8 protein-coding genes are annotated in these 11,452 nt (G+C 72.7%); 6 read left to right on the top strand and 2 right to left on the bottom strand.

Features of this window, described 5'->3' with window-relative positions:
* Positions 1-223 precede the first annotated feature (223 nt).
* The 4 genes from rhaI to ACFWTE_RS01950 all read left to right on the top strand — a co-directional run bounded on the left by rhaI (position 224) and on the right by ACFWTE_RS01950 (position 6,749).
* Positions 224-1,402 (top strand): L-rhamnose isomerase, encoded by a 1,179-nt coding sequence (gene rhaI, locus ACFWTE_RS01935; RefSeq protein ID WP_378776988.1) that lies wholly within the window; start codon positions 224-226, stop codon positions 1,400-1,402.
* Positions 1,390-3,486, top strand: a complete 2,097-nt coding sequence (locus ACFWTE_RS01940; protein ID WP_378776990.1) for a bifunctional aldolase/short-chain dehydrogenase — start codon at positions 1,390-1,392, stop codon at positions 3,484-3,486. The genes rhaI and ACFWTE_RS01940 overlap by 13 nt, the downstream gene beginning before the upstream one ends.
* The gene (locus tag ACFWTE_RS01945; RefSeq protein WP_378776992.1) at positions 3,483-4,997 is read left to right on the top strand and encodes a rhamnulokinase family protein; all 1,515 of its coding nucleotides are present in this window, start codon (positions 3,483-3,485) and stop codon (positions 4,995-4,997) included. Before ACFWTE_RS01940 ends, ACFWTE_RS01945 begins: the two co-directional genes overlap by 4 nt.
* A 357-nt stretch (positions 4,998-5,354) precedes the next feature.
* Entirely contained in the window at positions 5,355-6,749 is a 1,395-nt protein-coding gene (locus ACFWTE_RS01950; protein WP_378776994.1) for a condensation domain-containing protein, read from the top strand.
* 66 nt (positions 6,750-6,815) lie between these two features.
* Here ACFWTE_RS01950 and ACFWTE_RS01955 read toward each other — a convergent pair whose 3' ends face one another.
* Positions 6,816-8,513 (bottom strand): protein kinase, encoded by a 1,698-nt coding sequence (locus ACFWTE_RS01955; protein WP_378776996.1) that lies wholly within the window; start codon positions 8,511-8,513, stop codon positions 6,816-6,818.
* Between the two features lie 433 nt (positions 8,514-8,946).
* Entirely contained in the window at positions 8,947-9,873 is a 927-nt protein-coding gene (locus tag ACFWTE_RS01960) for an RNA polymerase sigma-70 factor (protein ID WP_378776998.1), read from the bottom strand.
* Positions 9,874-10,107: 234 nt separating this feature from the next.
* Between ACFWTE_RS01960 and ACFWTE_RS01965 the strand changes: the two genes are divergently transcribed.
* Both ACFWTE_RS01965 and ACFWTE_RS01970 read left to right on the top strand, forming a co-directional pair.
* Positions 10,108-10,593: a carboxymuconolactone decarboxylase family protein gene (locus ACFWTE_RS01965; RefSeq protein WP_378777000.1), complete on the top strand. Its 486-nt coding sequence runs from the start codon at positions 10,108-10,110 to the stop codon at positions 10,591-10,593.
* 313 nt (positions 10,594-10,906) lie between these two features.
* Entirely contained in the window at positions 10,907-11,404 is a 498-nt protein-coding gene (locus tag ACFWTE_RS01970) for a DUF2975 domain-containing protein (RefSeq protein WP_378777002.1), read from the top strand.
* Positions 11,405-11,452 lie beyond the last annotated feature (48 nt).

Genomic DNA, 11,452 nt, shown 5'->3' on the forward strand with positions numbered 1-11,452 from the left:
ACAGGCCCGGACCCCGTGGCCCGGGCCGCCGGCCCTGCTCTTCCGCTCCTGTTCATAAAACGTTTCAAGATCGTGGACCTGCCTGCTCTTCCTCTAAGTTCGGGGAGATATTGACACGCAAGAAGAGCTGCAGGTAGTTTCAGCGAAACCTGAGTGAAACGATTCAATCGCGCTCGATCACCGGTCCGACCGGCCGGTCCGCCCTCCCCGAACGGAGCCCTCCGTGGCAGCACCCACCGACCGCCGCGCCGACGCCCTGGACGTCCTGCGGCGCCAGCACATCGAGCTCCCCTCCTGGGCCTTCGGCAACTCCGGCACCCGGTTCAAGGTGTTCGCGCAGCCCGGGGTCCCGCGCGACCCCTGGGAGAAGATCGCCGACGCCGCCCAGGTCCACCGGCTCACCGGCGTCGCACCCACGGTCGCCCTCCACATCCCCTGGGACCGGGTCGACGACTACGCCGCCCTCGCCGCCCACGCACGCGACCTGGGGGTGGGCGTCGGCACCATCAACTCCAACGTCTTCCAGGACGACGACTACCGGCTCGGCAGCGTCACCAACCCCGACCCCGCCGTCCGCCGCAAGGCGATCGACCACCTCCTGGACTGCGTGGACGTCATGGACGCCACCGGCTCCCGCGACCTCAAGCTGTGGTTCTCCGACGGCACCAACTACCCCGGGCAGGACGACCTGCGCGCCCGCCAGGACCGCCTCGCCGAGGCGCTGTCCGAGGTCTACGGCCGCATCGGCCCCGACCAGCGGCTCCTCCTGGAGTACAAGCTCTTCGAACCCGCCTTCTACGCCACCGACGTCCCCGACTGGGGCACCGCCTACGCCCACTGCCTCGAACTGGGCGAGAAGGCCGTGGTCTGCGTCGACACCGGTCACCACGCCGCGCACACCAACATCGAGTTCATCGTCGCGTTCCTGCTCAGGGCCGGAAAGCTCGGCGCCTTCGACTTCAACTCGCGCTTCTACGCCGACGACGACCTCATGGTCGGCGCCGCCGACCCCTTCCAGCTGTTCCGCATCATGTACGAGGTCGTGCGGGGCGGGGGGACGGCCGAGGACACCGACGTCGCGTTCATGCTCGACCAGTGCCACAACATCGAGCCCAAGATCGCCGGACAGATCCGCTCGGTGATGAACGTGCAGGAGGCCACCGCCAAGGCCCTGCTCGTGGACGCCGACGCGCTCGCCGCGGCCCAGCGCGACGGCGACGTCCTCGCGGCCAACGCCGCCCTGATGGACGCCTACAACACCGACGTCCGACCCCTGCTCGCCGGGCTGCGCGAGGACCAGGGCCTCGACCCCGACCCCATGGCCGCGCACGCCCGCTCCGGCTACATGGAGCGCGTCATCGACGAGCGCAAGGGCGGCACCCAGGCCGGGTGGGGCGCGTGAGCGAGCAGGACGCACCCACCGACCACAGCACCCCTCAGGGAGACACCGTGTCCGACTCCGTCGTCGACCAGCTCATCGCGCGCAGCAACGCCCTCGGCGCGGACCCGCGCAACACCAACTTCGCCGGGGGCAACACCTCCGCGGCCGGCACCCGGACCGACCCCGTCACCGGAGGGCCCGTCGAACTCCTGTGGGTCAAGGGCTCCGGAGGCGACCTGGGCACCCTCACCGAGGACGGCCTCGCCGTCCTGCGCCTGGACCGCCTGCGCTCCCTCGTCGACGTCTACCCGGGCGAGGAGCGCGAGGACGAGATGGTCGCCGCGTTCGACCACTGCCTGTTCGGCAGGGGCGGGGCGGCCCCCTCCATCGACACCGCCATGCACGCCCTCGTCCGCGCCGCCCACGTCGACCACCTGCACCCCGACTCCGGCATCGCCCTGGCCACCGCCGCGGACGGCGAGCGACTCACACGCGAGTGCTTCGGCGACCGCGTCGTGTGGGTGCCCTGGCGCCGCCCCGGCTTCCAGCTCGGCCTGGACATCGCCCGTATCGCCGAGGAGAACCCCGACGCCATCGGCGCCGTCCTCGGCGGCCACGGCATCACCTCCTGGGCCCAGAGCAGCGAGCAGTGCCAGGCCAACTCGCTGGAGATCATCCGCACCGCCGAGGCCTTCCTCGCCGAACGCGGACGCCCCCAGCCCTTCGGCCCGCCCCTGCCCGGCTACGGCGCCCTGCCCGCCGCCGAGCGCCGCGAGCGCGCCGCCGCCCTCGCCCCCGTGCTGCGCGGCCTGGCCTCCACCGACCACCCCCAGGTCGGCCGCTTCACCGACGCCGACGTGGTCCTGGACTTCCTCGCCGGTGCCGAGCACCCGCGCCTGGCCGCCCTCGGCACCTCCTGCCCCGACCACTTCCTGCGCACCAAGGTCCGACCCCTGGTCCTCGACCTGCCGGCCGACGCCCCGCTCGACGACGCCGTCGCCCGCCTCAAGGAACTGCACGAGGCCTACCGGAACGACTACCGGGCCTACTACGAGCGCCACGCCAACCCCGACAGCCCCGCCATGCGCGGCGCCGACCCCGCGATCGTGCTGATCCCCGGCGTGGGCATGTTCTCCTTCGGCAAGGACGCCAAGACCGCGCGCGTCGCCGGCGAGTTCTACGTCAACGCCGTCAACGTGATGCGCGGCGCCGAGGCCGTCTCCACCTACCGGCCCATCGAGGAGTCGGAGAAGTTCCGGATCGAGTACTGGGCCCTGGAGGAGGCCAAGCTCGCCCGGATGCCCCGGCCCAAACCGCTCGCCACGCGCGTCGCCCTCGTCACCGGCGCCGCCGGCGGGATCGGCAGGGCCATCGCCGCACGGCTCGCCGCCGAGGGCGCCTGCGTGGTCGTCGCCGACCTCGACGCCGACCGGGCCGCCGCTGCCGCCGCCGAACTCGGCGGATCCGACGTCGCGGTCGGGGTGGCCTGCGACGTCAGCGACGCCGACGCGGTGGCACGGGCCTTCGCCGAGGCCGCCCTGGCCTTCGGCGGCGTCGACCTGGTGGTCAACAACGCCGGGCTCTCCATCTCCAAGCCCCTCCTGGAGACCACCGAACGCGACTGGGACCTCCAGCACGACGTCATGGCCAAGGGCTCCTTCCTGGTCTCCCGCGAGGCCGCCCGGGTGATGACCGACCAGGGTATGGGCGGCGACATCGTCTACATCGCCTCCAAGAACGCCGTGTTCGCCGGTCCCAACAACGTGGCCTACTCCGCCGTCAAGGCCGACCAGGCCCACCAGGTGCGCCTGCTCGCCGCCGAACTCGGCGGCGTGGGCATCCGCGTCAACGGCGTCAACCCCGACGGGGTCGTGCGCGGCTCCGGGATCTTCGCCGGTGGCTGGGGAGCCCAGCGGGCCAAGGTGTACGGGGTCAAGGAGGAGGACCTGGGCGCGTTCTACGCCCAACGCACCATCCTGGGCCGCGAGGTGCTGCCCGAACACGTCGCCAACGCCGTGTTCGCGCTCACCGCCGGGGAGCTGGCGCACACCACCGGGCTGCACATCCCCGTCGACAGCGGTGTGGCCGCCGCGTTCCTGCGATGAGCGCCTCCCGCACCCCCGGGGCGAGCCCGCGCGTCCACGCGGCCGTCGACCTCGGCGCCTCCAGCGGCCGGGTCATCACCGGCCGCCTGGAGGGCGGCCGGCTCCACACCGAGGAGGTCGCCCGCTTCCCCAACGGCCCCGTCCCGGTGCCCTCACGGGGGCGCGACACCCTGTACTGGGACATCCTGTCCCTGTACAAGGGGGTGCTGGAGGGCCTGCGCCTCGCCGCCGAGCCCCACGGCGGCCTGGCGTCGGTGGGCATCGACTCCTGGGCCGTCGACTACGGACTGCTCGACGGTGACGCCGCGCTGCTCGGCAACCCGGTGCACTACCGCGACGCGCGGACCGTGGGCGCCCCGGAACGGGTGTTCGAGCACCTGCCCGCGGCCGGGCTGTACGCGGTCAACGGCCTCCAGGTCCAGCCGTTCAACACGCTCTTCCAACTGGCCGCGGCGTCCGACGACGGCCAGCTCACATCCCTGGCCCGGGACCTGCTGCTCATCCCCGACCTGCTGGGGTACTGGCTGACGGGAGAGCGGGTGGCGGAGCTGACCAACGCCTCCACCACCGGACTGGTGGACGTGCACACCCGCGCCTGGGCCGACGTGTGCCTGGACGTGCTGGAGGGGCCCTTCGGGGTGCCGGTGCGAGGACTGCTGCCGCGCCTGGTCGAACCGGGCACGGTCGTGGCGCCCCTGCGCCGGCGGGACGCGGTGGGCTCCGCCGCGGGGGCGCCCCTGGTGGCGGTGGGCTCCCACGACACCGCCTCCGCCGTGGTCGCCGTACCGGCCACCACGCCGAACTTCGCCTACGTCTCCTCGGGGACGTGGTCGCTGGTCGGGGTGGAACTGGACAGCCCCGTCCGCACGGAGGAGAGCCGGGCCGCCAACTTCACCAACGAGCTCGGCGTGGACGGCACCGTCCGCTACCTGCGCAACGTGATGGGCCTGTGGGTGCTCCAGGAGTGCCTGCGCACGTGGCGCGCGCAGGGCAGGGAGGTCGACCTGGCCGACCTGCTCGAACGCGCCGCCCGGGTGCCCGCCCTGTCCTGCGTGGTCGACGTCGACGACCCCCGGTTCCTGCCGCCGGGCGACATGCCCGCGCGCGTGGCCGCGTTCGCCGCCGGAACCGGGCAGACGCCTCCGGGCAACGACGCGGAGACGGCCAGGTGCGTCCTGGACTCCCTCGCCCTGGCCTACCGCCAGGCCGTCCACCAGGCCGCGGACCTGAGCGGGCGGCGCGTGGACGTGGTCCACGTCGTGGGCGGGGGAGCCAACAACGCCCTGCTGTGCCAGCTCACCGCCGACGCCGTGGGCCTGCCCGTCGTCGCGGGCCCCGCGGAGGGCGCGGCCGTCGGCAACCTGCTCGTGCAGGCCCGGGCGGTCGGTGAGGTCGAAGGAGGCCTGGCGGATCTGCGCAGGATCGTCGCGGACTCCACCCAGACCCTCCGCTACGAGCCGAGCGGCCCCGTCGGGCCGTGGGAGGCCGCCCAGCGGCGCCTCCACGGGTAGGGACGGGAAGGGACCGCGCGCACTCCCGGCCTGTACGGGCGGGAGGCGGTCCCGGAACCGTCGGTGTCCCCGAGGGGCGGTGGTCCGGCCGCGCCTCGGGGAGAGGTCACCGACAGGGACATACACCGCCAAGTGCTATGTGTAATAGTGAAGTAACTCATGGTTATAATCTTGGCCAAGGAGGCGCGGTTCCCGACCGAACCCCGTCCCTGGTGCGAGTGAGCCGTCCTGCCCCCGGCACGACGGACCTCCCTGCCCCGGCGAAACGGCCCGCCCCCGGGGCCCTTCGGCTTCCTGTCGGCCCCGGTGGCCCAGCGCGCGCCAGCCACCAGGCAGCCGACCACAGGAAGGGCCGTTGTGCTCCAGATTCCCATCGACGAGTTGCAGATCGCGCCCGGGTACGCCGTGGAATGGACGATCTCCTTTCCGACGCACGGTGGCGACACAGGCACCGGACAGCCGCGCCGCCTCGCCTCCTACATCCAGGACAAGCACTTCGCCGTCGCCCGGTACATGGACCAGGAGGACATCACCTGCCCGTCCTACCTCGGCGGATCGTTCGAGATCCGGGGGCGGCTCGACCGCGAGGCGCTCGACGACGCGCTGCTGCACCTCGTACGGCGCCACGAGGTGCTGCGCTGGGTGTTCCAGGAGTCCGACGGGGGGCTGGACGTCAGCGTCCTGGAACCCGAGCAGGTCAAACTCGACGCCGTCGACGCGGGCCCTGTCGCCACGTCCGCCGCGGCCCGCGACTACGTGCACCGGTTCCTCCAGGGAACCGACACACTCCGCGGACCCTGGTTCGTCATGGGGGCGATGATCGGCGAGGAGTCCACGACCCTGTACTTCGCCTGCGACCACCTGGTGTCGGACGGGGTGTCCACACCCATCGTCGTCCGGGACGTCTCCACCGCCTACGAGGCCCTCGCGGCCGGCCGGCCGGTCGAGTTGCCCGAGACGGGCGGCTACGGGGACTACGCGGCCCAGGAGCGCCGCCGCGGCCACTCCATCGGCCCCGACGACAGCCGACTGGACTACTGGAAGGGGTTCGTGGCGCGCAACGGCGGTGTCTTCCCGAGGTTTCCGCTCGAACTGGGGGTGGAGCCGGGTGTCCTCCACCCCGTGGTCAACGAGGTGCACGCACTGCTGACCGGACAGGACGCCGACGCGATGGAGGCCCGCTGCCGCGCGGCGGGCAGCGAACCCACCGCCGGGATCCTGGCCGCCGTGGCGGTCAGCCTCGCCAAGGAGGGCGGGCCGCAGGTCTACCGGGCGCTGCTCCCCGTCAGCCGCCGCAACCGCGTCGCCTACACCCACAGCATGGGCTGGTTCGTCAACACGCTCCCGATCGAGTTCTCCGTGGAGGGCGGAGGGGATTTCGGGGAGGTCGTCTCCAGGGTGCGCGCCGCGCTCCTGGTGATGCTGAGGAGCGTCAACGTCCCGTTCGACCGCGCCGTCGAGGTGATGACGGAGGGGGAGGAGCCCGGGAGCTGGCCCTACCCCGTCAACTTCTTCTCCTACCTCGACTTCAGGAGGACGCCGGGAGGGGCCGACCACGTGGCGCGCAAGGCGTGCGGGCACGTGTGGGGCTCGCACAGCGACGGCATCTTCTTCTGGTTCTACCGCAACGACGGCGGGCTGTACGTCAACACGGTCTTCCCCGACACGCCGCAGGCGCGGAGCTCCACGCGCGGGTACCTGCGGACGCTGGGGAGGACGCTCGCCGCGGCCACCCGCGACGGCACCTTCTGACCGGAGCGGGCCCCTCGCGGCACGGGGAGGGGGACCCGCACGGCCCCGGCCCCCGGTCCGCCCCCGTCACAAACCCCGGCCGGGGGATCCCACCGCGTCCTGCCACTCCCTCAGGAGCTCCCTCGTCCGTACCGTGTCCGCGTGGTCGGGCCCCAGGACACGGGCCTGGTCCGAGAGCAGGGGGAGCAGGAGCGCGACCGCGCCGTGCGGGTCCCCGGCCCACCCGCTCCAGTGGGCGACGTACGCACGGCACCGCAGGGTCTGCGCGTGCTCGGGCCCCAGCACGCGCAACATGTCCTCCAGGAGCCCGCGCAGCGACGCCAGAGCGCCCGCCCGGTCCCCGTCCGCGGCCTTCCAGTGGATGATCCTGAACCGCAGGGACAGGGTCTCGGGGTGGTCCGGGCCGAGCACGCGGGACTGGTCGTGCAGGAGCGGTTCGGCCAGCAGGAGGGCGCGGGCGTGCCCCTGCGCCCGGTCGACCAGGTAGGCGGTGTGCCGGCGGGTCCGCAGCGTCTCGACGTGCTCGGGCCCCAGCACGCGCTCCGTCTCCACCAGCAGCGCCTCGTACCCGTGCTGCGCGTCCTCGACGTCACCGCGCGCCTCCGTCCAGCGCGCGATCTCCCGCCGGGTGGACAGGGTGCCGTGGTGGTGCGGTCCCAGGACGCGCAGCTGCTCCAGGAGCAGCGCCCGGTGGGCACGCAGGGCGGTCCCGGGCTCCCCGGCCTGGGCCGCCGACCGGGCCCTGTCCTCCAGCACCGTGAGCGCGTCCGACCGGGTGCCCGGGGCGGCCGTGTCGGGCGGCGGCAGCGGCGCGGGGGAACCGCTGGGAGGCGCTGTCCCCGGCCCCGGCGCGGTGCCCCCGGTGCCCCCGGTGCCCCCGGGGGCACCGGGGGCGGCGGGGGTGGCGGGGCCGGCACCCGGCGCGGGGACCGCCAGGTGCGGTGGCGGCCAGGCCCCGCTGAGGTCGTCGTCCCCGAACAGCGCGAGGATCTCCACGGGGGCCGGCCGGCGCTCGGGGTCGTGCCGCCAGCACGCGGCGACCAGCGCCCGCAGGTCGCCGGGCACCCCGTCCGGCTCCGGCGCGGGGCCGATGAGCCGCCGGATGACGGCCGGCACGGACGGCGCCGCGAACGGGTTCGTGCCGGTGGCCGCGTAGGCGAGCACCGTCCCCAGCGAGAACACGTCCGAGGCGGGCCCCACCACCGCGCCCTCGGTCTGCTCCGGTGACATGTAGGAGGGGGTGCCCACCGGCATACCCGTGAGGGTCACCCGCGCCGCGTCCGGTGCGCGGACGATACCGAAGTCGATGATCCGCGGACCGTCCGAGGCGAGGATGATGTTGTCGGGCTTGAGGTCGCGGTGCGTGAGCCCGCAGGCGTGGATGGCCTCCAGCCCCTCGGTGATCCCCGCGGCCAGCGCGCGCAGGGCCTCCTGCGGCAGCGGGCCGTGCTCGCGCACCGCCAGGCCCAGGGATGGGCCGGGGATGAACGCGCTCGCGATCCAGGGGGACGGCGCGTCCGGGTCCGCGTCCACCACCGGGGCCGTGTGGAAGCCGCCGACCCGGCGGGCGGCCTCGACCTCGCGGGCGAACCGTGCCCGGAAGTCCGGTTCGTCGGCGTACTCGGTGAGGACGACCTTGACGACGATCCGCCTGCTGGCCGGGGTGAGGGCGAGGTACACGCGGCCCATGCCGCCCGCCCCCAGACGGTGGGTGAGTCGGTAGCGGCCGACACGCGCGGGGTCGGTGGGGTGGAGTGGTTGCACTATCCGTCGGCTTTCCGGACGCGGGAACAGGAAGGGGGGCGAAGAAGTATCCCAGCCCGCGCCGCCCGTCCGCTCCGGCCCCGCCGCGCGGGGAGGGGCCCGTACCAGAGCCAGGCGCGGCGGTGGCGCAGCATGACCACGGTGGGGTCCAGGGCGTGGGACTCCACGAGCTCCAGGGCGATCCGGGCCTTCGGCTCCTGGAAGAGCGGCTCGCCGCCTCCCGGCGCCGTCCTCCCCGATGACGGGGTGCGTCACCTCGGTCACGGACGTGCCGCCGGCCGCGACGGCCCTGCGGTGCGCGGCGTCGGCGTCCTCGACGTAAAGGCGCGGGAACGCGGGCGTGGGCGGCCAGTCCTCGGGCCCGTCGGTCAGGCGCACCGGGCCGACGGCGGAGGGGGCCGTCCCACTCGCAGCCGGCCTGGGTCCTTCGGGCTCAGCGGCTCATCGCGGTCTCCACGTCGATGCGCGCCAGTTTCTCGGGATTGCGCACGGCGTACAGCCCGGTGACGAGGCCGTCGTCGACGCGCACCGCCAGGACGCTGTCGGCCTCTCCGTCCAGCCCGATGATCAGTGCGGGGTGCCCGTTGACCTGTACCGGCCGCAGCGACGCCGCGATAGCGAGCCGGCCCAGCACGCGGGTCACCCGGTCGGCGCCCACGACGGGTGCCAGCGCGGCTCGAACGACTCCGCCGCCGTCGGTCAGCAGGACGACGTCCGGTGCGAGGACGTCGAGCAGGCGTTGCATGTCGCCCGTTCCGACCGCCCGCTGAAAGGCGTCGAGCACGTCGCGGGTCCTGGCCGGGGAGAAGTCCCCGCGCGGCCGGCGCTCGGCGACACGGTTGCGCGCGCGGTGGGCGATCTGGCGGACGGCCGCCGGGGTCTTGTCGACGGCGGCCGCGATCTCGTCGTAGCCGAGGTCAAAGACCTCGCGCAGCACGAACACCGCCCGCTCGGTCGGCGCGAGCGTCTCCAGCACCAGCATCATCGCCATCGAGACGCTGTCGGCCAGCTCGACGTCGTCGGCCACGTCGGGCGCGGTCAGCAGCGGCTCCGGAAGCCAGGGGCCGACGTAGGACTCCTTGCGCCGGCGGAGCGTGCGCAGCCGGGTCAGCGCTTCGCGCGTGGTGATTCGCACCAGAAAGGCGCGCTGGTTACGCACTGTTTCGAGGTCGACGCGTGTCCACCGCAGCCAGGTCTCCTGTAGGACGTCCTCGGCATCGGCGGCCGAGCCGAGCATCTCGTAGGCGACGGTGAACAGCAGATTGCGGTGGGCGACGAACCCCTCGGTGGCGGGGTCCACGCGGTCGTCGCGGGCGAGGTGTTCGGCTGTGGCGGTGGTTCGCTCGCTGCCCTCGTTCATTCCCGGCTCCTGCCTGTTCGCTCTTGTCGGGGTTGCACGAATTTCCCCGGGGGACGCTCGACAGCACCGACACTCTCGACCGCGTCACGCACAAGATGCCGCCCCTGGCCGCTTTGTGACAGCCGAAACGGGTGGCCTGTGACACATCACCGCACTGTCACAGGGGCCGGGCGGACGGCTTCTCATGGTCGTCAACATGCCGCGCGGCATGCGATCCACGAGTGAGGACGAAACATGGAACCCCGTATCAACCTGATGACCAACAAGATCGGCGCCAAGGTCAGCAAACGGGTCTACAACGTCAACCTGGCGATTCAGGAAGCATCGCTGCCCAAGGCCCTCCAGGAGTTGGTGGAGCTGCGCGTCAGCCAGATCAACGGTTGCGGCTGGTGCGTCGACGTCCACACCAAGGAGGCCGCGGCCGCTGGTGAGACCGCGGACCGGATCAACCTGGTCGCCGCCTGGCGCGAGTCCACCGTGTTCACCGACACCGAGCGGGCCGCGCTGGCGCTTGCCGAGGAGGGAACCCGGCTCGCCGACGCCCACCGTGGCGTGTCCGACGAGACCTGGGCCCAGGTGCGAGAGCACTACGACGACGACCAGGTCGCGGCGCTGGTCTCCCTGGTTGCCATGATCAACGCCGCCAACCGGCTCGGTGTGATCACGCGCATGCAGGGCGGTTCCTATGACCCCGGCATGTTCACCAGCCTGTCGAACTGATCGCGGGTGAGTCGCGGACGGGCCCGGGACGGTTCGATCCGGGCCGGGTCCGCACGGTTCCAGGCGCGGACCATCGACGTCGCGCACCTGAAGCGGTTCAGGGCCGGGGATTTCACCGGTGACACCACCGTGATGGTCCTCGGCCCGAAGCAGTCAGGCTGAAACCGGACCGGCCGGCCCATGCCCGGACCCGTCGTCGGAATTCTCCGTCAGGATCACCGGGACCCGAGAGGCCCGGGTCCCGGGGCCGTCCCATTGTCAATTCTATCGTTTTTCGATAGATTCCTATCGAAAATCGAGTCAAGGGGATGCGATGGGGAAGATGACAGTGCTGGCGCTGCGCTCCGTGCTCGTGATGTTGCTCGGAGGCTCGGTATTCGTGCAGGCGGTCATGGTGCCGCTGCTGGCCGTGGACCTGCGCGAGGCCGGTGCCGACCCGCTGCTCGTGCGCGCCCCCGTGGTCGCGATCGTGTTCCTGGGCATCGTGGCGGTCCAGGCCGTCCTGGTCTGTGTGTGGCGCCTGGTGACGATGGTGCGGCGCGCAACCGTGTTCTCCAGCGCCGCCTTCCGGTACGTCGACGTGATGACCGGCGCGATCGTGGCGGCAGCCCTCCTGGTGTTCGGGCTCGGGTTCGTCATGGCCCCGGGTGAGGACGTGCCACCGGGTGTGGTCCTGCTGGTGGGCGGGGCGGGCATCGCGGTCCTGGGGGTCGCGCTCATCGTGGTGGTGCTGAGGGCGCTGCTGGCCCAGGCGATCGCGAGCGAGGCCGAGGCGTCCCGGCTGCGGGACGAGCTCGACGAGGTGGTCTGATGCCGACCGTCGTCGACCCCGACGTGGTGCCGGCCAGGCACAGGACGC

The organism is Nocardiopsis sp. NPDC058631, assembly GCF_042716955.1.
Classification (GTDB): Bacteria; Actinomycetota; Actinomycetes; order Streptosporangiales; family Streptosporangiaceae; genus Nocardiopsis.

Bases quoted from the DNA above. Each gene is read 5' to 3' on its own strand.
- ACFWTE_RS01945 (WP_378776992.1), top strand. From the start codon at position 3,483: ATGAGCGCCTCCCGCACCCCCGGGGCGAGCCCGCGCGTCCACGCGGCC.
- ACFWTE_RS01960 (WP_378776998.1), bottom strand. From the start codon at position 9,873: ATGAACGAGGGCAGCGAGCGAACCACCGCCACAGCCGAACACCTCGCC.
- ACFWTE_RS01965 (WP_378777000.1), top strand. From the start codon at position 10,108: ATGGAACCCCGTATCAACCTGATGACCAACAAGATCGGCGCCAAGGTC.
- ACFWTE_RS01970 (WP_378777002.1), top strand. From the start codon at position 10,907: ATGGGGAAGATGACAGTGCTGGCGCTGCGCTCCGTGCTCGTGATGTTG.